Here is a 25,917-nt window from a genome sequence, read left to right on the forward strand (position 1 = left end):
GCAGCGCCTCTCACTACGGTGGCGGACCCCAGAGGCTGTGCTCGTCACTCGTCTTCGTCGTCGAGGTCGTAAGGCGGGATGGTCCATCGCATCACTGTCTCGCCCGCGTCATCGGCTTCGAGCGTGACCGGATAGACCTGGTCGGCGTCCCGTTCACCGCGGTGCCTGATCGAGTGGTCGCCTTGGTCCCATTCGATGCCGAGCACCTGGCAGCCGCCGACCTCGATCGCACCGACGTGGAGCGGGTGGTGCCACCCGGCTCGCCGGAAGCGTTGGTAGTCGGTGTGCTTGTCGATCGAGACCATCAGACCGTTGCCGTAGAGGCGGTCACGCCAGGCGGTGAGTTCGGCCGAGCGTGAGGCTGCCTCGGCCAGCGGGAGGTCGGGCCACCCATGCGGTCCGTCGACGCCGTACTGCGCGATCCGCTCGCCGCCGAACTGCCCGTACGCGTCGTCCTCGTACCGGCCCCAGTAGGTGACGTCGGCGAGCCCGTCGGCCGGCTCATCCTCCATTCCTGTCCACGCGTCCAGCCCCGAGGCGTCGCCGATGACCATTCCGCACCGGTCGACGGGCAGGTCCCCGAGTCTGATCGGCACCGATCGGTCTGCGGTCTCGAGCCAGGGAAGTCCGAGGCTGATCTCCAGGGTTGCGATCGTCGGTTCCTCGTCGAACGGGGACGGCGAGGTGCTCGCCCGCACCCTCAACGGCCGGTCATCAGCGGCTGGGACCGCGACTGCCTCGCACAGCCACTCACGAAGATGGCCTCCCCCCGACGACGCTGCCGCCCTGGCACGCTCGGACAGAGGCTGCCCCAGTTCCCGCCAGTAATCGATCCACCCGGCCATGCCGAGCACCAGCACACCGGACGGCGTATCGACGGATCCCAGGTCAACGAAGGTTTCAGGCATGCGCCGATTGTGCACTCCCGGTACGACAGGATTCGGTGCGGGGCCCCACCGCCGAAGCCTTCATGCTGCGGCGACACCCATTGCCCCGGCTCCGAGCTCCCAGGAACCACTCTGCCCTCAGGCGGCGGCCCGATCACCGCGCCAAGCGGCCGGTGGTGCGTCGTTCCTGTCGGCAGGATGGGCGGACGAGTACCCGTCGAGCGCGTGAGCAGGAGCGCGGTGGCGATGATCCGCCTGGGGGTGCGGACGCGCTGGCAGTCATGGCGGTCCTGATTCGGCGCGCGGCGGTCGGTCCCCGGGGTCCGGCCGTCTTGGTGCTTCACGCCGGTCTACCGGGGCAGCCTCACTGGGTCGATGTCGAGGAGGAACGGGTCGGTGAGCGCGGTGGCCTCGCCGACCTGGACGAGCCGGTCGACGTAGGTGCCGCGCTCGAGGTTCCCGAGGTTCCCGAGGTAGAGGCGCGGGGCGGGGTCCAGCTCCGGGCGCAAGTAGTGCGGAATGCCGGCCGCGGCGTACAGCGCGGACTTGGGCACGGTATCGACCACCCGCGTGGACGGCACGCTGACCTCGATCGCGACCAGGACGTCGCGCGCGAACGGCCGGACCGGCTGCGCCGGCCGCGTTGGCGTCGGCGATTGCTGGTGCGCGTGCCCGCCGCACCGACCTGCACCGCCATGGCCGGCACCGGCACGGTCGGCGGCGCCCTGCTTACCGGTACGGTCCCGCCCAACTCCCCCCTGGTGTGGCCGCTCGTCGTCCTCGCCCTCGGCGTCGCCATTCCCCGGGAGCAACCCCCGCCAGCGCGGGGGTTGCTCCCACCGCCAGCCCTCCCAGCAGCTCGCCGACCTGTCGGCCAGGCGGACCTGGGCCGGGTCGGTGGTCACACCGGTGGCGACCTGGCCGAGCGGCTGCCAACCTCCGCGCCCGTCACCGCCCTTGTTCAGCCAGACGTCGACCGCGCCGTTGGCTCCGATGGTGAGGTAGTCGGCCTTGCCGTCCCCGTCGAAGTCCGCGTACCGGACGCGGCCGAGGCCGCCCGACTCGCTGGCGGTGTTCGAGGTCACGGATGCCTGCGCCGCACGCTCGGAGAACGCCTGGTCCAGCCCGCCGTAGAAGGCCTGCGCGATCCGCCGGTAGCCGCTGTCGTTGGGGTGGAGGCGGTCGGACATCTCGGCGGGGTCCAGGGCGGGCGGGTCCACGTACCGGAAGGAGTTCCCGGCCTGGGCCTCGGCGGTCTGCAGCTGGCGAGAAGGGCGGTGACACCGGCCGCACGGGGATGCTCGCGCTCGTCGCGCTGCCGGGGGTCGTCCCGCCGCTCACCGCGCTCGCGGTGGCCGACCAGGTGCTGCTGCGCGCCGGCCGGACCGGGCTGCTGCCGTGGCGCACCGGTGCCCGGCAGGAGCAGGTCTGCGCGACGGGCTTCGGGCGGCTGCACGCGAAGGTCCCGAGTACACAGGGGTCGTCGAGCGGTCCGGTCGGCCCTGTCAGTGGCGGCCGCTAGCGTGCGGCGCAGCCGGGAAACGGGTGTTCAGGGAGGGTTCCGCATGGGTGGGCAAGCAGGGCTGCTGCGCTGACCTGCCGATGGCCTTCCTCGCCCCGGAACCAGATCCACGCCTGACGTTCGCGCGGGAACTCCCGGCTCACGTAGGCGAACTCCATGACGGCGACGGCATCGGACATCCGCCAGCGCCGCATGGGGCCTGACGCTTCGGCGATCTCGCTGAGGTTGTTCAGGTGCCGGGCGATGGCGAGGCCGCCGCCGTCGATCGGCCACGGATCCCATGCCGACACCTCGTCCATAACGGCGTGGGACTCGATCCGGTGGAGCATGGATGCCTCCATCTCCTGGAAGACACCGTCGCCGGCGGTGTTCTCGGCTCCCACGCGCCCGTCGGTGTGGAGGAGGTAGCGGATCGGGTGGGCGGCGCGCGGTCCCCACCAGTCGAAGAACCAGCCCCGCACGGGATCGGGCCACACGTACGGCCCCAGCTCGTGGCTCCACTCAAGGCTGCGTTCCGAGCGCCCGCCGTTCGCGCCCACGAGGCTTCTTCGCACGGTGTAGCGCAGTCCGCCGTACCTCTGCGCGAAGCCCTCGCGCCGGATCACCAGCTCCATCGGGGCGGGGATCGACCGGCCCTTGCGGTCACGGACCCGCAGCAGTTCCGTGGGGAGCCTGGGCTCCGTCGGCTCCTGCCGGCATCCGGTGCGGTCGAGCAGGGCAATGGCACGCAGGGAGAGACCCGAGCGGTCTTCCAGGATGTGCATGTTCTTCTTTTTTCAGCTTGAAGACCGCATCAGCGAACGCACACTATCCGGCTGACCCCAGCAGTGTGAAGCCCGCTCCAGGCAATAACCCCTTCGAGACTAGGTGTGGTCAGCAGCCGGATCTCATCGATGCCCTCCTGGCGGAGCCTCTTAGCGACCGGCCGGCCATCTTGTCGTGGGATGGCTGGTCCCCACCGTGTCGCCGGTGTCCGCGCGGGTAGGGATCGACCGGAGTCGGTCGAGGCGTTGAAGGGAAGGGCAGTGGGTCGTGCGGCGAATCGCGGCCCTGGACGACGCCGGCCTGGACCCCCACACCGTCAGGACGACCCGCACCGTCGAGACGGCCGCCGCCGCCATCGCCCGCCACCCGAGCACCCAGGAGCGACCGCCGTGCCCACGACTCCCCACCCCCGCGGTACCGACGGCGAGCGCCGCATCGTGGTCCTCACCGACCACGGCTCCGACGAGGGCAGCAGCGCCGTCCTCGAAGCCGCCGTCAAACAGCTCACCGGCACCGCCGCGATACCCCTCGACGCGCGTCAGTTCATGTCCGGCGGCGCCGGCCGAGCCGAGGTCCGCCACGGCCGCCTCACCCTGCATCTCGCCGAGGACGGCCTGAGTCTCACGCCCGACACCGTGATCGTCTACGAGATACCCCCGGGCGACCGCCACCGCTTCGAGGACTTCCAACGTGTCCTCGCCCGCAGCGACACCGCCCGCCTGGGCGCCGCCGACAGTGCCGCCTGGCGCAACGCCACCGACAAGAGCCGCACCGTCGAACGCTTCGCCCGGCACGGCGTCCCGCACGCCCCGACCATCACCCTGCACGCGCCGGACCAGGACTCCGCGCTCGCCGCGTTCGGCCGCCTGGGCGGAGACGTGTGGACCCGGCCCGCCACCGGACTGGGCGGCAACGACGTGTTCCACGCCACCACCACCGCCCAACTCCTCACCGCCCGCGACCGCTACGCCGCCACCGGCCAGAAGTGGCAACTCTCCCGGGACGCCCGCAACTTCGACGCCCGGGGCCGCCGGCATCAGCTGCGCGTCGTCGTGCTGGGCGAGCGCGTGCTGCGGGTGTGCGAGCACGTGCAGCAGGCGCTCGACGAGCCGTGCAACGAGGCACGCGGAGCACGCTCCACCGTGCTGCCGCCCGAGGAACTGCCGCGCCGGCTCGCCGACCTGGCGATCGCGGCGACCCGCGCGCTGGGACTGTCCTTCGGCGGCGTCGACCTCGCGGTCGAGGACGGCGGATGCGTCTTCGAGGTCAACGTCCACCCGGCGATCAGCGGCCCGGGCGCGCTGGAGGGCGTCGCGCTGCCCATGGTCCAGGCCCACCTCACCGGGCACCCGACACCGCAGCCGGCACCACGCCCGACACCTCACCCGTGACCCCGGCACCGCACCCGACCCTCGGCCCCGGCCCCGCGCGGCCCGACGAGCGCACACCGGCCCGCCATCCCTCCCGTTCTTCCCGTCCGCCCGAAAACCGTACGACGGCGGAGCCGGTGGCCCTGTTGAATGGCGCCCATGTCCAGCGCACCGCAGAGTCCCGCCGAAGCCGTCGACCTCCTCCTCGCCGAGCTCGACCCGCTCGCCCACCCGGCCCGGATACGGCGGCTCGCCGCCTGGACCAAGGAGCTGTGCCACGACGACGGGCCGGAGCGCCTCGGCCCGCTGCTGGCGGAGCTGGACACCCGCGGGTCCTACGGCCGAGGGCTGGCCGGGGTCGCCGCGACGGTCGCCCGCGACGCCGCGTTCATCGCCGCACGGCTCACCGATCCCGACCCGGCGGTCAGCCGCCAGGCGCTGAAGGCCGCGCTCCATCTGCCGGTCGCGGACGAGGCGTTGGCCGCGGCGCTGGCCGACGCACCCGCCGTCCTGCGCCACCGGCTCACCGCCCTGGTCGTGGCCCGCGGGCGCACCGCGCTGGCGGAGCGGCTGCTGGGGTCCTTCCGGCAGTCGTGGGGGGATACGGCGGCCGCCCGGCTGCTGCCGGGCTGCGGGCCCGAGACCGTGGCCAGGCTCCTGCCCGAGTTGTTCCTGGCCGTCACCCACTGGCGCAACCTGGCCCGCCGCCACCCCGACCTGCTGCTGGACGAAGTGGCCCGCCAGCTCGCCGAGTTGCCCGAGCCGGCCCGCGACACCTGGTGGTACCGCAACGGTGACGCCCTGACCGCTGTGGCCGGGAAGCGGCCGGAGCGGGTGCTGGAGCTGCTGGAACAGCACTGCCCCACCCGGTTGCCGCAGCCGGTGCTGGAGTGCCTGGGCCGGTTGCTGACCGCCGCGCCCGGCCGGACCATCCGGCTGATCACGCTGCCCGAACGGGCCGCCACCGCGTCGATCTCCCGCAGCGCGCTGACCCGGGCCGCCCGGCTCGACCCGCCCGAGCTGGCGGACCTGGGCCGGGCGTGGAGCACCGCCCCGCTGTGGCTCGCCCAGCTGCTGCGCGCCTTGCCGCCGTCCCGGCGCGAGGCGTTCTACGACCACGCCACCGCCGGCCGGGAGCTGGGCCACAGCGACCTGTCCGAGGCCGTGCTCGACGCGCTGCCCCGGCGACGGGCGCAGGCCGAGGCCCGGCGGATGGCCGCGCAGGCCACCGAGCGCGGCGCCGCGTGGTCGGTGGTGCTGGCCCACGTCGCCCATCTGCCGGTGGCCGAGGCCCGGCCGCTGCTGCTCGCCGCGACCCGCAGGCCCGCCGCGGAGGACCGGGCGCTGGCCTACCCGCTGCTGGTGCGCAACGCCGCCCGCTCGGGCGAGAAGGCTGCGGTCGGCGAACTGCTCGACGAGCTGCTGCGGCTGCGCAACGAGCAGGATCCGGTCCGCTCCCCCGCCCTGGTCGCGCTGGCCGCCGTCCCGCCCGCGCTCTTCACCGGCGCGGCGGCCGACGCCCTCGGCCGGATCGTCACCGACGCCGTCGAGGCCCGGGACACCTCCTGGCCCACCCGCCAGGCCCTCTCCCGGCTGGCCCTCGCCGTACTGCGCGAGCACGCGGTGAGTGGCGAACAGCCGCTGCTGGGCTGGGCCCTGGCCACCCTGCGGCAGCTCTCCGGGGCCCTCGGCAGTGTGCCGCTGGGCCGGCTGGACACCGTGCTGCGGCACGGCCAGGAGGTCCAGGTCTTCGAAGCGCTGCGGCCGTGGCTGGCGGCCGGCGCGGACAAGGTCGACCACACGCTGACCTTCGCCCTGGCCGGGGCCCTGGGCCGTCGGGCCCACCACCTGCCCGAACTGCAGGAACTCCTCTGGGAGGCGATCCAGTTCGGCGACAACGCGACCGTCAGCCGGGCCGTCGGCTACTGGCTCGCCGACCCCGCGCACCGGGGCGAGCGGGTGGCGCGGGTGCTGGAACTGGAGCCGTCGGCCGCCGTCCTGGCGCCCGTGCTGGCCGTACTGGCCCGCCGGCGAACCGACCTGCTGGACACCGTGCTCGCCGACACCCCGCCGTACGGGCGCTTCCTGGCCGCCGGATCGCACTGGCTGCCGCCGGTCAGCGGGATCGAGTGCTGGGTGCCCAGGCAGCGCGCGGCCGCGGCCCGCCTGCTGGCCAGGGCGACGGACGACGCCTCGCTGCCCGCCCAGGTACGCACCGGGCACCTGCGCGCCATGGTGGCGGTCCCCGAGCTCGGCTTCGCCGCCGCCCGCCGCTACGCCGCCGCCCCGGACACCGTGCTCGCCGAGGCGGCGCTCGGAGCGCTGGTCTGGACGGACCGGCCCGCCGAGGCGCTGCCGCTGCTGCTGGCCCAGGCCGGCAACGACCGGGCGCGGGTGGCACTGTACGCGGCCGGGCGGGCAGCCGGGTTCGTCGCGCCCTCTCGGCTGGCGCCCGTGCTGCGGTCGGCCCTGCTGCCCGGTCCGGACAGCCCCGCCGAGACGGCGCCTCCCGGCCGGGAGGCGACCGCCGGGAGCGGGACGACCGCCGGAAGCGGGACGGCCACCGGGAGCGGGACGACCACCGGGAGCGGGACGACCACCGGGAGCGGGACGACCACCGGGAGCGGGACGACCACCGGGAGCGGGGTGAAGGTCACCAGCCGCAAGGAACTGGTCCGGCTGGCCGCCCGCCTGCTGCCGGTGGAGACCGCCCTCGCGCTCCTCACCGAGGTGCACGACCTGCCCGGGCAACACCGCGACGTGCGGGCGGCCGCCGTGGCCGCGGCCGTCGGCCTGCTCCCCGCGCCCGCGGCCTGGCGGATGCTCGACGGTGCCGCGGCGGGCCCGCCCGTGGCCCGGTCCGCGGTGCTGCGCACCCGGCCGCTGGACCTGCCCGCCGCCGACCGCCCCCGCTACGCCGCCCTGGTGAGCCGGGTGGCGAGCGGTGATGACCCGGAGACCGCCCGGACCGCACTCGACCTGCTGGCCGCCTGGGCACCCTGGTACCCCGCGGCGGAGGACCTCCTGCTGGCGGGCACCGTCGACCTCGCCGACCGCGCCTCCTGGCGGTCCTCCGCGAGCGGCCTCGTGGCCATGGCCATCGGCGGTACCGGCCGGCGGCTCACCGAGGCCCTCGCCCGGCTGCTGGCGAGCGAGGCCGAGGTCGTCGGCACCGAGGGGGACGGGCTTGACGCGACGGCCGACCGCGACCGGCCGGCCCGGCAGCGGATCGACTTCCTGGTGGCCCGGCTCCGGGCCGGCACCGGTGACCGCCCTACGGCGGCCGCCGTGGCGGCGGCCCAGGAGGCGGCCGAACTCCTCGCCCCAGCAACCGATTTCGTCTCCCACGCCATCCAGCTCCGGACCGCCGCCCTGGATCTCGACGCACCGCACGACCACCTGCTCGCCGAACTCGACCGACTGGCCGCCCTGCACGCCGACCGCCCGATCCTGGCCGCCCGCACGGCCGAGGCCCTGCACGCCCGGCTCAACGCCACCCGCCGCCCCGGCGACCCGGCAGTACTGCGGCACGCCGTCGACCGGCTCGCCGCCCACGGCGGCTGCCCGCACGGCCTGTTCGCGGTCGGCCTCACCCACGCCCTCGGCCCGCGCACCGGATGGCAGCCACAGTGGCGAGCCGCCCTCCGTACGCTCCGACGACACCCACAAGCGGACGTCCGAGAGGCCGCGCTGGCGGTGCGCACGGCGGTGGAGTAGCACCGCGGCGACCGGCCCCTGCCCTGAACCGCCCCCTGGGCGCGGGCCGCTCGGGGAGGCCTCTTACGATCGGTCCGCATTCTTCGACGGACGCCGAAGCCGGACCGGCCGGGCGCCCGCCACCGTTCCACGTCCTGCACCACCCGACGCACGTTCCACGTCCTGCACCACCCGACGCACGACACGACGGCTCCACCGACGGCGATGGAGTCGTGCACCGAGGAGGAATCTCCATGCAAGCCCGGAAGATCGGCGCGGCCGCCGCGACTGCGGTGGCGCTTCTGGCTGCCCGCGACCTCATCCAGAAGAAGCACGCGCTGCTCCGGAACTTCCCGGTGCTCGGCCACGCCCGGTACCTGTTGGAGACGATCGGGCCCGAGCTGCGGCAGTACATCGTGACCTCCAACGAGGAGGAGCGCCCCTTCAGCCGCGACCAGCGCAGCTGGATCTACGCGTCGGCGAAGGAGCAGAACAACTACTTCGGGTTCGGCACCGAGGTCGACGTCGAGCACGTCCAGGGGCACGCCTACGTCAAGCAGCGCACCTTCGCCGACGCGCTGCCCGACCTCCACGACCCGCAGTCCCCGCTGCCCTCGGCCAAGGTGCTGGGCGGGCCGCGCGGCCGGGCCAAGGCGTTCCGCCCGGCGAGCGTGGTGAACATCTCGGCGATGAGCTTCGGCTCGCTCTCCGGCGCCGCGATCACGGCGCTCAACAGGGGCGCGGCGGAGGCCGGCGCGATGCACAACACGGGTGAGGGCGGCCTCTCCCCGTACCACCGCCAGGGCGGTGACCTCGTGCTCCAGCTCGGCACCGCGTACTTCGGCTGCCGCAACGAGGACGGCAGCTTCAACCTCGCCAAGCTCAAGGACGTGGTCGCCGGCGCGCCCGTGAAGGCGATAGAGATCAAGCTCTCCCAGGGCGCCAAGCCCGGGTTGGGCGGGATGCTGCCGGGCGCGAAGGTCACCCCGGAGATCGCCGCGATCCGCGGCATCCCGGTCGGCCAGGACTGCGCCTCGCCGTCCCGGCACACCGCGTTCGGCGACGTCGACTCGATGCTGGACTTCGTCGAGTTGCTCGCCGCCGAGACCGGTGTGCCGGTCGGCGTCAAGAGCGCGGTCGGCGACCTGGGCTTCTGGCAGCAGCTGGCCGCGCTGATGGAGCGCGGCGACCGCGGCGTCGACTTCGTCACCGTCGACGGCGGCGAGGGCGGCACCGGCGCCGCACCGCGGATGTTCGCCGACTCGGTGTCCCTGCCGTTCCGGATGGGCTTCTCCCGGGTCTACGGCACCTTCGCCGAACTGGGCCTGACCGACGACCTGACCTTCATCGGCTCCGGCAAGCTGGGCCTGCCCGAGAACGCCGCGGTCGCCTTCGCCCTCGGCGCCGACATGATCAACGTGGCCCGCGAGGCCATGCTGTCCATCGGCTGCATCCAGGCCCAGAAGTGCCACACCGACAAGTGCCCGACCGGGATCGCCACCCAGAACCAGTGGCTGGCCCGCGGCCTGGACCCGGCGTCCAAGTCCACCCGCGCCGCGGTCTACCTGCGCACCCTGCGCAAGGAACTGCTCAAGGTCTCCTCGGCCGTCGGCGTCGCCCACCCGTCGCTCATCACGGCCGACGACATCGAGATCATGAACGGCGACTACGAGGCCCGCACCCTGGCCGGCGTCTACGGCTACAAGGCCGGCTGGGGCGAACTCGGACCCGACCTGGCCAAGGAGATCACCGCCCTGGTCACCGCCGAGCCCTCCACGAAGCCCTCCACCACGCCCACCGCCACGCCGTCCGTCTGACCCGACGCGACACCGGGCAACGGGGTCTCCCCCTCGTACGGTGGCCTCCCACCCCCTGCCGGGGCGGGAGGCCACCGTCATGTCCGGGGTCCGGCGTCAGGCCGGCCCGGCGGCGCGCAGCCGCTCGGCGGCGGCCTCCGGACTGACGTCGGTGACGAAGGCGTCGAGCCCGGACTCCACGCCCGCCAGGTACTTGAGCTTGCCGGGCGCCCGCCGGATGGTGAACAGCTCCAGGTGGAGGGCGAGTTCGGCGCCACTGTCCTTGGGCGCCTGGTGCCAGGCCGCGATGTACGGGGTGCGGTTGGGCGCCCCGCCGGGCCCGGCGGGGAACAGGGCGTCGAAGCGGCGCAGCAGGTCGAGGTAGAGGCCGGGGAACTCGGCGCGCTCGGCCTCGTCGAGCGCGGTCAGGTCGGGGACCCGGCGGTGGGGGTAGAGGTGGACCTCGTACGGCCAGCGGGCCGCGAACGGGACGAAGGCGGTCCAGTGTTCGCCCTGGAGGACCAGCCGCTCGGGGGTGTTCCGTTCGGTGGCGAGCAGGTCCTCGAAGAGGTTGCGGCCGGTGCGGGCCCGGTGCGCCTCGGCCCGGGTGATCATCCGGGCGGTGCGGGAGGGGATGAACGGGAAGGCGTAGATCTGCCCGTGCGGGTGGGCGAGGGTGACCCCGATCTCCTCGCCGCGGTTCTCGAAGCAGTACACCTGCCGTACGCCGGGCAGCGCGGACAGCGCGGCCGTGCGGTCGGTCCAGGCGTCCAGGACGAGGCGGGCCCGCGGTTCGTCGAGGTCGGCGAAGGAGGCGTCGTGGTCGGAGGTGAAGCAGACCACCTCGCAGCGGCCGTTGCCGGGCCGGAGGGTGTGCAGGGGTTCGTCCCGGGCCGCGACGTGGTCGGCGGAGCCGGTGGCGAGCGAGGGGAAGCGGTTCTCGAACACCGCGACCTCGTAGTCCGGCGCGGGGATCTCGCTGAGCCGTCCGTCGCGCGAGGGGCACAGCGGGCACTCGCCGGCCGGCGGGTGGTAGGTGCGCTGCTGGCGGTGCGCGGCCACCGTCACCCACTCGCCGAGCACCGGGTCGAGCCGGGTCTCGGAGAGGCTCGCGGTCGGTTCGAGCGGCCGCTCGTCCGGGACCTCGCGGAGCGCACCCGGCCCCTGGTCGAAGTAGACCAGTTCGCGGCCGTCGGCCAACTTGGTGGCGGTTCTGTGCACCGCTGTACTCCTTACGCGCGTGGGACGTCGGCCCGGGCAGTTCGAGCTTCAACAGATTCAAACAGAGACGATCGCTTGTCAACAAGCATCTCTGCTGGTGATACCGCTTCCGGCTGTCTGCTCGACGCAAATGAACATGGACATCGGCAGATATTGACCCTGGGGGCAGTCGTGTTTGATTATGTCGGAATTCGCTTCCCGCGTGCCGGTGCAGGCCGACGGCGGGAACCACCGCGCACCCCAGGCATGGAGTTGCAGATGATCGACGAGGCCACCGAGTTCGAGGCCGTCCACGGTGTACGCCCGAGCGGCACCTGGGCCGCCCCCGGCCGGGTGAACCTGATCGGTGAACACACCGACTACAACCACGGCTTCGTCCTTCCCATCGCCCTCCCCCACACCACCCGGGTCACCGCCCGCCGCCGCGAGGACGGCCGGCTGCGCCTGTTCAGCGCCCAGGGCGGGGGCACCATCACCGACCTCGCGCTCGACGGCCTGGCGCCCGGCGTGGTCACCAGCTGGGCCGGCTACCCGGCCGGCGTGTTCTGGGCACTCGCCGAGGCCGGGCACGCGGTCGGCGGGGCCGACCTGTTCTTCGCCAGCGACGTGCCGAGCGGAGCCGGCCTCTCCTCCTCCGCCGCCCTGGAGTGCGCGACCGCCGCCGCCCTGAACGACCTGTACGGCCTCGGCCTGAGCGCGCCGGAGCTCGCCGTGCTCGCCCAGCGGGCCGAGAACGCCTTCGTCGGCGTGCCCTGCGGCGTGATGGACCAGATGGCCTCCTCCTGCTGCACGGACGGCACCGCGCTGTTCCTGGACACCCGGACGCTGGAGCAGCGGCACGTCCCGTTCGACCTGGCGGCGGCGGACCTGCGGCTGCTGGTGATCGACACCCGGGTCAAGCACGACCTCGGCGACGGCGCCTACGCCGCCCTGCGGACCGGCTGCGAGCGCGCCGCCGAGTTGCTCGGCCTGCCCGCGCTGCGCGACCTCGCGGCCGCCGACCTGGGCCCGGCCCTGGACCGGCTGCCCGGTGAACTCCGGCCGCTGGTACGGCACGTGGTGACGGAGAACGGGCGCGTGCTGGAGACCGTCGACCACCTGGTCCGCGGCGACCTCGCCGCGCTCGGCCCGATTCTGACGGCCGGACACGCCTCGCTGCGCGACGACTTCAGGGTCTCCTGCGCCGAGACGGACCTCGCGGTCGAGGCCGCCGTCGCCGCCGGGGCGCTGGGCGCCCGGATGACCGGCGGCGGGTTCGGCGGATCCGTCATCGCCCTGGTCGGGGCCGCGCGGGTGGCGGAGGTCTCGGCGTCGGTGACGGCGGCCTTCCGTACCGCGGGCTTCGCCGAACCGGTCACCTTCACCGCCGTTCCCTCGGCCGGCGCCCGCAAGGTGGGCTGACCAGACGACGGGCTGACCGGACGACGGGCTGGCCACCAGGCGGCCCAACCGCCCAGTGCGCCGCCGGGAGCGAAGGGCTCAGCCGGCGGCCGGGACGACCAGGAGCTCGCCGACCGCCTCGGCGAGCACCCCGCGGGCCGCCGCGGGCAGGGCGTCGTCGGTGATGAAGCAGTCGACCTCCGCCAGGGTCGCGAAGCTGCTCAGGCCGACGACGCCCCATTTGGTGTGGTCGGCGACCACGACGGTGCGGCGGGCGGAGGCGATCAGGGCCCGATTGGTCTGCGCCTCGGCCAGGTTCGGCGTGGTGAGACCGGCCTGCTCGCTCGCCCCGTGCACGCCCAGGATCAGCAGGTCCACGTGCAGCGAACGGATGGTCTGGTCGGCCAGCGCCCCCACCAGGGCCGCCGAGCGGGTCGGCGACCCGCCGGTCAGCAGCAGGGTCGGGACGCTCTCCCGCCCTTCGCTCCCCGCCGCCCACAGCAGGTCGGCGATCCGCAGCGAGTTGGTCACCACGGTCAGCTCCGGGACCTCCAGCAGCCGGGAGGCGACCGCGTAGGTCGTGGTGCCGGCCGACAGGGCCACCACGCTGCCCGGCTCCACCAGTTGCACCGCGGCGTCCGCGAGCGCGGCCTTGGTGCCCTCCTCGAGGGCGGACTTGGCGTCGAAGCCGGGCTCGAAGGTGCTGGCCGTCCCGGTCGCCACCGCGCCGCCGTGGACCTTCTCCACGGTGCCCTGGCGCACCAGCGCGTCGAGGTCCCGGCGGATGGTCATGTCGGACACGCCGAACTGCTCGACCAGCTCGGCGACCCGGATCGCGCCGGTCCGGCGGATCGCCTCCAGGATCAGCGCCTGGCGCTGGGCGGCGAGCAACGTCTGGTCAGCCACGGAGGACCTTTCGATCGAACGAGCGCGTACGGCCGGGGCGTCCCCGTCGGCGACCGGCGACGCGGCCGGAGCCTGCGTGATCCATTATCCCCGCCCCCGACGGGCCCCGGGTCCTGACCCCGGGACCAACAGGACCACCGGACCACCGGACCGCCGCGGAGGTGGAGGCGCGGGAGCGCACCCGTGTGGGGGCCGGGTGCGCTCCCGGCCCCCGGCCCGCGGGACCGCGGCGACGGAGAGTCCGTCCGGTCCCGCGGGAGCGCGAGGGCGTAGGAGGGTGCGGGCGCAGGAGGGTGCGGCGCGGCGTCAGGCCGGCAGGCCGACCGCCCGTTCCCGGTTGCGGCGCTGCTGGATGACCACCGCGGCCACCAGCAGGGCCCCCTGGGCGACGTTCTGCCAGAAGGCGTTGATGCCCTGGACGGTGAGGCCGTTCTGCAGCGCGCCGAGCAGCGCCACCGCCAGCAGGGTGCCGCCGATGCTGCCCTTGCCGCCCTTGAGGGCGCAGCCGCCGAGCGCGGCCGCGGTGATCGACTGGAGCTCCAGGCCCTCGCTGCCGGAGACGGGCTGGCCGCTGCCGGTGCGGGCGGTGAGCAGGACGCCGGCCAGGGCGGCGACGGTGCCGGAGAGGGCGTAGGCGGCGATCAGGTACTTGTTGAGGTTGATGCCGGCCAGCCGGGCGGCGGTGTCGTTGCCGCCGATGGCGTAGATGTTGCGGCCGATGTCGGTGTAGGTCAGCAGGGCGTGCACGGCGACGGCGGTGAGGATCAGCAGCCAGACCATGGTGGGCAGGCCGGCGATCTTGCCCCGACTGAGGAAGACGAAGACCGGGTCGTTGAGCACGTAGCCCTGGGCGCGGCCGTCCGAGACGAGCTGGGCGACGCCCTTGTAGGCGGCCAGTCCGGCGAGGGTGGCGATGGTCGGGTTGACCCGGCCGTAGATGATGACGACGCCGTTGAACAGGCCGATGCCCGCCCCGATGGCGAGCGAGGCGCCGATGCCGAGGTAGGGGTTGGCGCCGGTGGAGGTGAAGACCATGGCGCTGGTGACGGAGGCCAGGCCGGCCTGGGAGCCGACCGAGATGTCGAGGCCGCCGCAGATGATCACGACGGTCTGGACGACGGCCAGCAGGCCGGAGATGGTGGCGGCCTCGGCGATGACCTGGATGTTGTCCCAGCCGACGAAGTTGGGGTTGAGCGTGCCGAACAGGGCGACGACGGCGACCAGGGCGCCGATCAGGCTGAGATTCTGACCGCCGATCGCGGCGAGCAGGGCGCGCGGGCCGCCGGACCGCGCGGGCAGGGCTCCGGCGTCCGGCGCCGGGGCGGTCGGGGGCGTGGCGGTGGTCATCGGGTCTCTCCGGTCTGGGCGGGGGTGGTGGCGGCGGCGCGGTGGTCGGCCGTGGCGAGGTGGTCGGCGGTGCCGAGCCGGTCGGCGGAGGCGAGGTCGTCGGCCGTGGAGAGGTCATCGGCCATGGCGAGGGCCAGGACGGCCTCCTCCGTCGCCTGTTCACGGGTGAGCTCGCCGGTGGTGCGGCCGTTCTGCATCACCACGATCCGGTCGGCGAGGCCGAGCACTTCGGGCAGTTCCGAGGAGATGACCAGGACGGCGGTGCCCTCGCGGGCGAGGTCGGCGATGATCTGGTAGATCTCGGCCTTGGCGCCGATGTCGACGCCACGGGTGGGTTCGTCGAGGATCAGCAGCTCGGGCCGGCGGGCGAGCCAGCGGGCCAGGACGACCTTCTGCTGGTTGCCGCCGGACAGGGTGCGCACCTCCGCCTCGATGGAGGGGGCGCGGACCCGCAGCCGGTCGGCGTACTCCTGGGCGAGGGCCTTCTCCTGGCGGTGCTTGACGAACCGCCACCGGCTGAGGCGGCCCAGGCTGACCAGCGAGGTGTTGTCGCGGATCGTGCGCTGCAGGAACAGCGCCTGGGCCTTGCGCTCCTCGGGTGCCAGTCCGATGCCGGCGGCGATGGCGTCGCGCGGGCTGCGCAGGCGCAGCACCTCGCCGTTGAGGGCCACCGTGCCGGAGTGGATCGGGGCGTCGCCGGCCAGGGCGAGGGCGAGTTCGGAGCGTCCGGCGCCGATCAGACCGGCCAGGGCGACGACCTCGCCCGCCCGGACCTGGAGGCTGATGTTCCGTACGTCGTCGGTGGTGACGTCGGCGACGTCCAGGACGACGCGGTCGGTGGCGACCTGCTGGCGCACGAACAGCGAGGACAGGTCGCGGCCGACCATCAGCCGGACGAGTTCGCTCTCGTCGGTGGCGGCGGCCTGGACCACCCCGGCGACCCGGCCGTCGCGCAGCACGGCGATGCGGTCGGCGAGCTGGAAGATCTCCTTCATCCGGTGGGAGACGTAGATGACCGCGATGCCCTCGTCGCGCAGCCGTCCGATCAGCGCGAACAGGGCCTCGACCTCGTGCTCGGAGAGCGAGGAGGTCGGCTCGTCGAAGGCGATCGCGCGCGGCGCGACCGCGCCGGTCAAGGCCCGCATGATTTCGACCAACTGGCGCTGGGCAGCGGTGAGTTCGGAGCCGAGGAGGTCCGGGTCGAGGACCTTGTCGAAGCCGAGGCGGGCCAGGTCGGCGGTGATCCGGCGGCGCAGCTCGGCGCGGTCCAGCCGGCGCAGGGCGGTGCGCGGCAGCGAGCCGGCGTAGACGTTCTCGGCGACCGGGACGTGCGGGATGATCTCGGGTTCCTGCGGGATGATCCGGATCCCGGCGCGGCGGGCGTCCTGCGGGGAGTGCAGGTCCAGCGGCCGGCCGTCCAGCAGGACGCGCCCCTCGGTGGGGCGGTGGTCGCCGGTGAGGATGCGCAGCAGGGTGGACTTGCCGGCGCCGTTCTCGCCCATCAGCGCGGTGACCTGGCCGGGCGGGAAGGAGAGCGTGACGTCCGTCAGCGCCTGGACGGCGCCGAAGCGCTTGGACACCGCTTCGGCGCTCAGGCCGGCGGAGCCGCCCGGTGGCGGGAGGGGCGAGGGTTCGGGTGGGGTCATCGGGGCCTCGTTGGCAGTGCGGTACGGGCGGAGGTGCGGACGGGCCGCGGAAGCGGCGGCGGCGCGACGGCTATGGCTGCGGCGGTGACGGCTGCGGCGGTGACGGCTGCGGCGGTGACGGCTGCGGCAACCGTGCGGCGGAACCCGGTGGCCCCGCCGCACGGCCGGCCCGACCTGGCGTCGGGCACGGCCTCGAACGCGGCGTCAGCTGCAGGACACTCCCGCGGACTGCCAGGTGGCGGCGTCGACCATCTTGGTCGGGGCGAAGGCCTCCTTGGGGAAGTCCTTGCCGTTCTTGAGCTTGTCGTACATGGTCTGCACCGACAGGGCGCCGACGTCCTTGCCGTTGATGAACAGGGCGGCCTTCATGCCGGAGGGCTTGCCGGCGGCCCAGTCCTTGCAGGCCAGGTAGGCGCCCAGGCCGACGCCGTCGATGTCGTCCGGGCTGATCCCGGCGTTCTGCAGGGCGGTGACGGAGCCCTGGACGTTCTCGTCGTTGCAGCCCCAGGTCACCCAGTGCTTGACGCCCGGGTTGGCGGTGATGGTGGCGGCCACCTTGTCCTGCGCGCCGGTCGGGGTGTTGTCGGTGGCGACGTCGATGGTCTGCACGCCCGGCACGCTCTGGTCGAAGGCGGCCTTGGCGGCCTTGACCCGGTCACCGCAGACGGTGACGTCCTGCTTCCAGGCGGAGATGATCCGGGTGTCGGCGGCGTTCCAGCCGGCCTTCTTGAACTCCTCGGCGGCGCGCTGGCCGACCTGCTGGCCCATCTGCTGGCCGGAGAAGCCGATCCGGGGCACCAGGTCGCCGGCCGCGCACTTGGCCGGGTCGGGGCCGCTCGCGCAGACCTGGTCGTCGGAGGTGAGCAGCGCGGCCTTGGCGTCCCGGGCGGTCTGGACCACCTGCGGGCCGACCGCCGGGTCCGGCACCACGATGATCAGGCCGTTGCTCTTCTGGGCGATCGCGGCCTGCACCTCGCCGACCGTCTTGTTGGCGTCGCTGCCGAGGTTGACCACCTTCAGGTCGGCGCCCAGTTCGGCGGCCTTGGCCTTGGCCCCGGCCGCCTCGTCCACGAAGTACTGCTGGTCGCCCTGCTTCTGCAGGTAGGTGATCGAGACCTTGCCGGACACCGTGGCCACCGGCGCGTCGGCCCCGGAGGAGGAGGTCTGGCCGGTGGAACAGGCCGTCAGGCCGACGGAGGTGACCAGGCTCAGCGCGGCGAGCGAGGCCAGGCGGCCACGGAGGGTGAGGTGCATGCTGAAAGGCTCCTGAGGGTGTCGGGCAGATCGGCCAGTAACAACAGAACCGATCAGAAAACATCGCAATCAAACGCGATGAGCCAACAGGAAACGCCCAGTTCAGAGCTGAGTCAAGCTCGGGTTTGCCATCCGGGCCGTTTCGACACCGTCTCGTTATGTCCCGATCGACCCGAGCGCCCCAAGCCCCCTACTAGCCGGTAAGTAAGCGCCCCGATAGCTTCAGGTATCGCCGGTACGACGTCAATAGCAGGTGGCGGGGCGGTTCCGGTGGCACGCTCGGCTCCGGGCGCCCGGAGCTGTGACCGGGGGCGTCCGATCGTGTGCGGTGGGTCGTGGCGGCGGGACTGGCGCGGGACGACAGCGGGCAGCGGCGTTGAATCTTGCTGGACCAAGTTGTTGATTAGTGTTGGAAGTTGGGTCTACGCTCCTGCCCGGCGTCCCGGCATGTACCCGCCACCGCGCTCGACGACACCGCTCCGCCGACCCCGCGCCCCGAGTCCTGCCGGACCCCCACACCGCCAGAGCCGCCGGACAGGAGCAGTTCATGAGCAGATCCCCCCGACCATGGCGCAGAGGACTCGCCGCCGCGGCGGCCCTCGCCCTGGGCGTCGCGACAGCCGTCGCGGGCGCACCGGCAGCAGTCGCCGCGCCCACCAGCGCCAGCGCCACCGCCACCGCCACCCGGACGGTGACCATCGACGGTTCCTCGCCCGGGCGCGCCTTCGACGGCCTCGGCGCGATCAGCGGCGGTGGCGCCACCTCGCGCCTGCTGGTCGACTACCCCGAGCCCCAGCGCAGCCAGGTGCTGGACTACCTGTTCAAGCCCGGCTACGGCGCCTCGCTCCAGACCCTCAAGGTGGAGATCGGCGGCGACGCCAACTCCAGCGACGGCCCCGAACCCTCCCACCAGCGCACCCCCACCGAGGTCGACTGCAATCGCGGGTACGAGTGGTGGCTGATGGGACAGGCCAAGGCCCGCAACCCGAACATCACCTTCTACGGCCTGGAGTGGGCCGCCCCGGGCTGGCTGAACGGCGGCATCTGGTCCCAGGACAACATCACCTATCTGCAGTCCTGGCTCGGCTGCGCCCAGCAGCACGGACTCGACGTCGGCTACCTCGGCGGCTGGAACGAGCGCGGCTACGACAAGGCCTGGTTCGAGAAGCTGCGCGCCTCCCTCGACAGTCACGGCCACCAGGGCACCACCCTGGTCGCCTCCGACAGCGACGACCAGAACTGGTCGATCGCCACCGACCTCGCCGGTGACCCCGCCTTCGCCAAGGCCGTCGGCGTCATCGGCCTGCACGGCACCTGCTGGCACTCCACCCCGTCCTACACCGGCTGCCCCGGCAGCAGCACCGCCACCGGGCTGAGCCAGCGGCTGTGGGCCTCCGAGGACGACAACGACAGCTACGGCGCCGACCCGGCGGCCCTGGCCCGCAACGTCAACCGCGAGTACGTCGACGCCAAGGTCACCTCCGACATCAAGTGGGCCCTGGTCAGCTCCTGGCCCTCCGAGCTGCCGTACGCGGGCGCCGGGCTGATGGGCGCCGACCAGCCCTGGTCCGGCAACTACACGGTGGGCCGCGACATCTGGGTGATGGCGCACACCACCCAGTTCGCCAAGCCCGGCTGGCAGTACCTCGACTCGGCCGGCGGCTACCTGCCCGGCACGGGTGCCAACGGCGATCCGCACAGCGGCAGTTACGTCACCCTCAAGTCCACCGACAAGCACGACTACAGCACCGTGTTCGAGACCACCGACGCCACCGCCACCCAGACCGTGAACGTCCAGGTCACCGGCGGCCTCTCCACCGGCACCGTGCACGTGTGGGACACCGACCTGAACTCCACCGACCGGTCCCGGTGGTTCGTCCACAGCCAGGACGTCACCCCGCACGGCGGGTCGTACCCCCTCACCCTCCAGCCCGGCCACGTCTACACCGTGACCACCACCACCGGCCAGGGCAAGGGCACCGCCACCCCGCCGGCCGCCGCCCCGATGGCGCTCCCGTACCAGGCCGACCTCAGCGGGGACCCGGCCGGTGCCACCGCCCGCTACTTCCACGACTGGGCCGGCTCCTTCGAGACCGCCCCCTGCCCGGCCGGGACGAACACCCCGATGTGCCTGCGCCAGGTCATCACCCAGGCCCCCATCCCCTGGCACGACGACATGAACTACACCCCGGCCACCTTCCTCGGCGACCCGTCCTGGACCCACTACCAGGCGAGCACGGACGTCGACCTCGAACAGGCCGGCACCTCGGCCGAACTGCTCGGCCGCATCGACCACGTCGACCACGACCGCAGCGCCTACCACCTGAAGATCGACGACACCGGCGCCTGGAGCCTGTTCACCGAGGACCGCACCGGCACCGACACCGTCCTCGCCGGCGGCAGCTACCCCGGCGCCGGAGCCGGCACCTGGCACCACCTCACGCTGGCCATGCAGGGCCAGACCATCACCGCCTCCATCGACCACAACCAGGTCGCCTCGGTCACCGACGCCGCCCACCACACCGGGCAGCTCGGCCTGGGCGTCGGCGGCTTCCAGCACGTCGACTTCGCCAACACCACCGTCACCCCGCTCGCCGCGCCGCCCACCCAGGCCGTCGTCTCCGCCAACAGCGGCAAGTGCCTCGACGTGACGGGCGCTTCGACGGCGGACGGCGCCCAGGTCGTCCAGTGGACCTGCGGGGCCGGGAAGCCCAACCAGCAATGGACCCTGGTGCCCGTACCCGGCACCAGCACCGTACAGATCGTCTCCGCCAACAGCGCCAAATGCCTCGACGTGACCGGCGCTTCCACCGCCGACGGCGCCCAGGCCATCCAGTGGACCTGCGGAGCCGGGAAGCCCAACCAGCAATGGACCCTGGTGCCCGTACCCGGCACCAGCACCGTACAGATCGTCTCCGCCAACAGCGCCAAGTGCCTCGACGTGACCGGCGCTTCCACGACCGACGGCGCCCAGGCCATCCAGTGGACCTGCGGCACCGGCGCCAACCAGCGCTGGACCGTCGCGTAACACGACCGTCCCACCCACCCGTCCCCCACCCCTCGGAGACCTCCATGGGCCGCACACACCTGCCCTCGAAACTCCGCTCCGCCCTCGGCGCCGCAGCCCTGCTGCTGGGCGCCCTCGGCGGCCTGGCCGCGCCCCCCGCCGCCCAGGCCGCCGGCCCCGCCACCCCTGCCACCCCCGCCCCGACCACCGCCATCACCGTCGACGGCACCCACCCGGGCCTCGCCTTCGACGGGGTCGGCGCGATCTCCGGCGGCGGCGGCAACTCCCGGCTGCTGGTGGACTATCCGGAGCCGCAGCGCAGCCAGCTCCTGGACTACCTGTTCAAGCCCGGCTACGGCGCCTCGCTGCAGGTGCTCAAGCTGGAGATCGGCGGCGACACCAACTCCACCGACGGCGCCGAGCCCAGCATCGAACACACCAAGGGCACCGTCGACTGCGACCAGGGCTACGAGTGGTGGCTCGCCGAGCAGGCGATGGCCCGCAACCCGAAGATCAAGTTCTACGGCCTGAGCTGGGGCGCCCCCGGCTGGATCGGCAACACCGGCAGCGGCGGCGACTTCTGGTCCCAGGACACCGTCGGCTACCTGATGGACTGGATGGGCTGCGCCGCCCAACACCACCTGAACGTCTCCTACCTCGGCGGCTGGAACGAACGCGGCTTCAACGCCACCTGGTACGAGAACCTCAAGTCCGCGCTGGTGTCGCACGGTTACGGCTCCACCAAGGTCGTCGCCGCCGACGACTCCTGGGCCGTCGCCGACGCCATGGCCACCGACCCGGCGTTCAAGAACGCCGTCGACGTCGTCGGCGTGCACTACCCCTGCGGGTACATGAGCAACTTCACCAGCTGTCCCAGCACCCCCACCGCCCAGGGGCTCGGCAAGCCGCTGTGGGCCAGCGAGAACGGCTCCGAGGACGCCGACGGCGGCGCCGGCGCGGTCGCGCGCGGGATCAACCGCGACTACCTCGACGGCCGGATGACCTCCTTCATCAACTGGCCGGTCATCGCCGCGCTCTACCCCAACCTGTTCTTCTCCAGCGACGGCATGTCGATCGCCAACCAGCCGTGGTCCGGCCACTACACGATCGGCAAGACCACCTGGGTCACCGCGCACACCACCCAGTTCACCCAGCCCGGCTGGCACTACATCGACTCCGCCGGCGGCTACCTCGGCGGCGCGCGCACCAACGGCAGCTACGTCACGCTCAAGTCCACGAACAACCGCGACTACAGCACCGTCATCGAGACCATGGACGCCACCGCGCCCCAGACCGCGAGCTTCACCGTCACCGGCGGCCTGTCCACCGGCGCCGTGCACGTCTGGTCCACCGACCTGAACTCCACCGACCCGTCCCAGTGGTTCGTCCACGCCCAGGACGTCACCCCGCACGGCGGCGCCTACACCCTCACCCTCCAGCCCGGCCGCGTCTACACCGTGACCACCACCACCGGCCAGGGCAAGGGCACCGCCACCCCGCCGGCCGCCGCCCCGATGAGCCTGCCCTACGCGGACGACTTCGAGACCCCGGCCACCACCACCTCGCCGAAGTACTTCGCCGACATGAACGGCGCCTTCCAGACCGTCCCGTGCGGCGGCGGCCGCGCCGGCAGCTGCCTGCGCCAGATGACCCCGACCTCGCCGATCCGCTGGACCGACGAGCCGTACAACGCCCCGTACACGATCATGGGCGACGGCAGCTGGTCCAACTACACCGTGTCCGCCGACACCCTGTTCGAGCAGTCGGGCAGCGTCGAGCTGCTCGGCCGGGTCAACCAGCAGGGCCGCAACAACAACGGCCTCAACGCCTACCACCTGCGGTTCAGCGACACCGGCGGCTGGTCCATCGACAAGAGCGACACCAGCTGGCACTTCACCACCCTCGCGAGCGGCACCGTCACGGCGCCGGGCACCGGCCGCTGGCACACCGTCGCGCTGTCCATGCAGGGCACCACCCTCACCGCCGCCATCGACGGCGTCACGGTGGGCAGCGCCACCGACGCGAGCTTCACCAACGGACAGGCCGGCCTCGGGGTGACGGGCTACCAGACCGACCAGTTCGACCGCTTCGGCCTCACCCCCGGCACGCCGACCACCCACACCGGCCCGATCGCCTCCGCCCTGCCCGGCAAGTGCGTCGACGACAGCGGCGATTCCGCCGCCAACGGCACCGCCGTCCAGCTCTGGGACTGCACCGGCGGCAGCTCCCAGGTGTGGACCTGGTCCAACGGCACCCTCACCCACGACGGCAAGTGCCTCGACGTGACCGGCGGCGCCACCCTCAACGGCACCCCGGTCGAACTGTGGGACTGCAACGCAGGCCCCAACCAGCAGTGGACTCCCCAGTCCGACGGCACCCTGAAGAGCACCCAGTCCGGCCGCTGTCTGGACGACCCGGGCCTCGCCACCGCCAACGGCACCCGCCTGGAGATCTGGGACTGCAACGCCGGCGCCAACCAGCGCTGGACCCTGCCGTAGGGCGTGTCCGACAATTCCCGCCGTCCACGAAGTGGCCGGGCCCCGTGCGGTCGAACCGCTCGGGGCCCGGCCGCTCCCGTTTCTGCCTGCGCACCGCATGCACACCCCTGCTCCGAACCCGCCTCGGATCTGATCGTTACTGATTGATCCTGCCGTGGTCTTGTCAGAAATGAGCAGAGCCCCGTACAACTGATCCCGCTGAGGCAACGCCGTTCACCATGCCCTGACCCCGAAGACTCCGTGAGGTCGAAGCGTGTCAACTGCCCTCCCCCGGTGGCTCCGTGCCGCCGTCGCCTGCTGTACGACGCTCGCCGCGGCGTCCACGGGAACGCTCCTCGCCCACCCCGCGGCCGCCGCACCGCCCGCCCCGCCGGGCGCCACCGCCCAGTACCCCGACTACGCCCCCACCCCGCCCATGGGCTGGAACGACTGGTCGTACTACCAGTGCGGGATCGACGAGAAGACGATCCTCGGCAACGCCCGGGCCCTGGTCACCACCGGGCTGGCGAAGAAGGGCTACGACACCGTCACCATCGACGACTGCTGGATGTCCCAGCAGCGCGACGCCAAGGGCGCCCTGGTCGCCGACCCCGCCCTGTTCCCGCACGGGATGGCCTACCTCGGGCGGCAACTCCACCAGCTCGGGCTGAAGTTCGGCATCTACGAGGACGCCGGGACGACCACCTGCGGCGGCTATCCCGGCTCCCTCGACCACTGGCAGCAGGACGCCGACCTGTTCGCGTCCTGGGCGGTCGACTACGTCAAGCTCGACGGCTGCAACGTCCCCACCAAGCCCGGCGAGACCGACGAGCAGAGCTACCGCGACACCTACACCGCGATGAGCCGGGCCCTGCTCAACACCCACCGCCCGATGGTCTTCTCGATCTCCGCACCCGCCTACTTCCAGGGCACGGCGAACTGGGACTCCGTCATCCGCTGGTCCGCGCAGCTCGGCAACCTGTGGCGGGAGGGCGACGACATCGCGCTCGGCCAGGCCCCCGGCCGCGACAAGTGGGCCTCGATCAAGGACAACTACGGCTACAACGTCGGGCTGACCGCGTTCCAGCGGCCCGGCCGCTGGAACGACCCCGACTTCCTGCTCGCCGGGGATTCCGGGCTCAGCCAGGACGAGATCCAGAGCCAGGTCTCGCTCTGGGCCGTGATGGCCGCGCCACTGATCTCCAGCACCGACCTCACCCACCTCTCCCCGGCCGCGCTGACCGCCCTCGGCAACGAGGACGTCATCGCCGTCGACCAGGACCGGCTCGGCGTCCAGGGCCAGATCGTCCAGCAGGGCACCGGCTACGACGTGCTCAGCAAGCCGCTGGCCGGCGGGGACCGCGCGGTCGCGCTCTTCAACTCCTCCGACACCGCGCAGACCATCACCACGACCGCCGCCCGGGCCGGCCTGCCCGCCACCGCCGGCTACGCGCTCAAGGACCTGGTGACCAAGCAGGTCACCGAGACGACCGGCGTGATCTCCGCGGACGTGCCACCGCACGCCACCGTCCTCTACCGGGTCCATCCCGGCGCCACCCGCGGCGCGGCACCGGCGACCGCCCTCACCTGGCAGGACATCAGCACCGCGCAGGCCCCCGGCACCTACCGGATCACCCTGGCCGAGCACGGCGCCGTCCCGCTCGACGACGCCCGGCTGCGGATCAGCGCCCCCGCCGGCTGGACCGTCACCCCGGCCACCGCCGCCCTGCCCCGCATCGAACCGGGCGGGACGGCTTCGGCCATCGTGACGGTGCACGGCCCGCAGGGCACCCCCGGCACCACGGTCACCGCGATCACCGCCACCGCGAGCTACCGGGCCCGGCCGACCGAGGTCGACACGGTCAGCGGCGATCAGACGATCGTGCAGGTCGTGCCCTACCCCTCGCTGACGGCCGCGTTCAACAACGTCGGCGCCACCTCCGAGAGCGACCCCGCGCCCGGCGACTTCGACGGCAACGGTGACAGCTACTCGACCGAGGCCCTGGCCAAGGCCGGCGCCACCCCGGGCGCCGCCATCAGCGCCAACGGCCTCGGCTTCACCTGGCCGTCCGCGGACCCGGGCACCGCCGACAACGTGTCCGCCGCCGGCCAGCAGATCACCCTCGGCGGCCAGGGCCAGGCGCTGGGCTTCCTCGGCGCCGAAGCGGGCTTCACCGCCGGCACGGTCACCGTCACCTACACCGACGGCACCACCAGCACCGGCCAACTCGGCTTCCCCAACTGGTGCTGCGCCCCCACCGACGCCTACGGCGCCAAGCCCGCCTTCACCACCGACCACCGCAACACGCCCACCGGCCCGGCCAATTACGGCATCGGCTACGGCGTCTTCACCAACACCGTCCCGCTGACGCCCGGCAAGACCGTCCGCTCCGTCACCCTGCCCGACGCCCCCGCGATCCACCTGTTCGCCCTGACCGTCCAGCCCTGACCCGTTCCGCCCGAACGGTGCTCCTGGAGAGCCCCGCCGAGACCCGAACCGTCGGGCGGCCGAACCCGGCCGCCCGACGGCCGTCGCAGGTCAGCGGCGGGAGCGACGGGCCGCGCTCAGGCTGCCACCGGCCACCGGGAACACCACTGTCACCCGCCACTTGATCCCGCTGCCCCGGCACCACGTGGTCCGTC

The 25,917-nt window shown here is 72.9% G+C and carries 16 protein-coding genes; 8 read left to right on the forward strand and 8 right to left on the reverse strand.

Annotated features, from left to right (window positions below):
- Positions 1-44: 44 nt before the first annotated feature.
- Both ACZ47G_RS35755 and ACZ47G_RS35760 read right to left on the reverse strand, forming a co-directional pair.
- Positions 45-908, reverse strand: a complete 864-nt coding sequence (locus ACZ47G_RS35755; RefSeq protein WP_465750020.1) for a hypothetical protein — start codon at positions 906-908, stop codon at positions 45-47.
- Between the two features lie 329 nt (positions 909-1,237).
- Positions 1,238-2,107, reverse strand: coding sequence for an FG-GAP-like repeat-containing protein (locus tag ACZ47G_RS35760; protein ID WP_465750022.1), 870 nt, complete (start codon positions 2,105-2,107; stop codon positions 1,238-1,240).
- 77 nt (positions 2,108-2,184) lie between these two features.
- Between ACZ47G_RS35760 and ACZ47G_RS35765 the strand changes: the two genes are divergently transcribed.
- Positions 2,185-2,409 (forward strand): hypothetical protein, encoded by a 225-nt coding sequence (locus tag ACZ47G_RS35765; RefSeq protein WP_465750024.1) that lies wholly within the window; start codon positions 2,185-2,187, stop codon positions 2,407-2,409.
- Here ACZ47G_RS35765 and ACZ47G_RS35770 read toward each other — a convergent pair.
- Positions 2,406-3,173 carry a hypothetical protein gene (locus ACZ47G_RS35770; protein ID WP_465750026.1) on the reverse strand — a complete coding sequence of 256 codons (768 nt, stop codon included), beginning with the start codon at positions 3,171-3,173 and terminating at the stop codon, positions 2,406-2,408. The two genes, ACZ47G_RS35765 and ACZ47G_RS35770, sit on opposite strands and share 4 nt — an antisense overlap.
- A gap of 390 nt (positions 3,174-3,563) precedes the next feature.
- On the opposite strand from ACZ47G_RS35770, the gene ACZ47G_RS35775 reads away from it, so the two are divergent.
- From ACZ47G_RS35775 to ACZ47G_RS35785, 3 genes are all read left to right on the forward strand, one after another.
- Positions 3,564-4,565: an ATP-grasp domain-containing protein gene (locus ACZ47G_RS35775; protein WP_465750028.1), complete on the forward strand. Its 1,002-nt coding sequence runs from the start codon at positions 3,564-3,566 to the stop codon at positions 4,563-4,565.
- 138 nt (positions 4,566-4,703) lie between these two features.
- Entirely contained in the window at positions 4,704-8,261 is a 3,558-nt protein-coding gene (locus ACZ47G_RS35780) for a hypothetical protein (protein WP_465750030.1), read from the forward strand.
- A gap of 233 nt (positions 8,262-8,494) precedes the next feature.
- The gene (locus ACZ47G_RS35785; RefSeq protein ID WP_465750032.1) at positions 8,495-10,057 is read left to right on the forward strand and encodes an FMN-binding glutamate synthase family protein; all 1,563 of its coding nucleotides are present in this window, start codon (positions 8,495-8,497) and stop codon (positions 10,055-10,057) included.
- Between the two features lie 96 nt (positions 10,058-10,153).
- On the opposite strand, the gene galT is transcribed toward ACZ47G_RS35785, so the two are convergent.
- Positions 10,154-11,257, reverse strand: coding sequence for a galactose-1-phosphate uridylyltransferase (galT, locus tag ACZ47G_RS35790; protein ID WP_465750034.1), 1,104 nt, complete (start codon positions 11,255-11,257; stop codon positions 10,154-10,156).
- Between the two features lie 258 nt (positions 11,258-11,515).
- On the opposite strand from galT, the gene galK reads away from it, so the two are divergent.
- Complete coding sequence (gene galK, locus ACZ47G_RS35795; RefSeq protein ID WP_465750036.1) at positions 11,516-12,658, forward strand: galactokinase; 1,143 nt, start codon at positions 11,516-11,518, stop codon at positions 12,656-12,658.
- Between the two features lie 78 nt (positions 12,659-12,736).
- Here the strand turns inward: galK and ACZ47G_RS35800 are convergent, their stop codons facing one another.
- The 4 genes from ACZ47G_RS35800 to ACZ47G_RS35815 form a co-directional block, all read right to left on the reverse strand.
- Positions 12,737-13,543: a DeoR/GlpR family DNA-binding transcription regulator gene (locus ACZ47G_RS35800; RefSeq protein WP_380462965.1), complete on the reverse strand. Its 807-nt coding sequence runs from the start codon at positions 13,541-13,543 to the stop codon at positions 12,737-12,739.
- A gap of 306 nt (positions 13,544-13,849) precedes the next feature.
- Positions 13,850-14,890 carry an ABC transporter permease gene (locus ACZ47G_RS35805; RefSeq protein WP_465750038.1) on the reverse strand — a complete coding sequence of 347 codons (1,041 nt, stop codon included), beginning with the start codon at positions 14,888-14,890 and terminating at the stop codon, positions 13,850-13,852.
- Complete coding sequence (locus tag ACZ47G_RS35810) at positions 14,887-16,536, reverse strand: sugar ABC transporter ATP-binding protein (RefSeq protein ID WP_465750040.1); 1,650 nt, start codon at positions 16,534-16,536, stop codon at positions 14,887-14,889. Before ACZ47G_RS35810 ends, ACZ47G_RS35805 begins: the two co-directional genes overlap by 4 nt.
- 204 nt (positions 16,537-16,740) lie before the next feature.
- Complete coding sequence (locus ACZ47G_RS35815; RefSeq protein ID WP_465750042.1) at positions 16,741-17,790, reverse strand: substrate-binding domain-containing protein; 1,050 nt, start codon at positions 17,788-17,790, stop codon at positions 16,741-16,743.
- A 547-nt stretch (positions 17,791-18,337) separates the two neighbouring features.
- On the opposite strand from ACZ47G_RS35815, the gene ACZ47G_RS35820 reads away from it, so the two are divergent.
- The 3 genes from ACZ47G_RS35820 (at position 18,338) to ACZ47G_RS35830 (ending at position 25,723) form a co-directional block, all read left to right on the forward strand.
- A complete protein-coding gene (locus ACZ47G_RS35820; RefSeq protein ID WP_465750044.1) occupies positions 18,338-20,818 on the forward strand; it encodes an RICIN domain-containing protein in 2,481 nt (826 codons plus the stop codon).
- A gap of 44 nt (positions 20,819-20,862) precedes the next feature.
- On the forward strand, positions 20,863-23,295 hold the full coding sequence (locus ACZ47G_RS35825; RefSeq protein ID WP_465750046.1) for a ricin-type beta-trefoil lectin domain protein: 2,433 nt from the start codon (positions 20,863-20,865) through the stop codon (positions 23,293-23,295).
- A gap of 253 nt (positions 23,296-23,548) precedes the next feature.
- Positions 23,549-25,723 (forward strand): NEW3 domain-containing protein, encoded by a 2,175-nt coding sequence (locus ACZ47G_RS35830; RefSeq protein ID WP_465750048.1) that lies wholly within the window; start codon positions 23,549-23,551, stop codon positions 25,721-25,723.
- Positions 25,724-25,917: the final 194 nt, after the last annotated feature.

Source organism: Kitasatospora sp. NPDC030952, assembly GCF_055571335.1.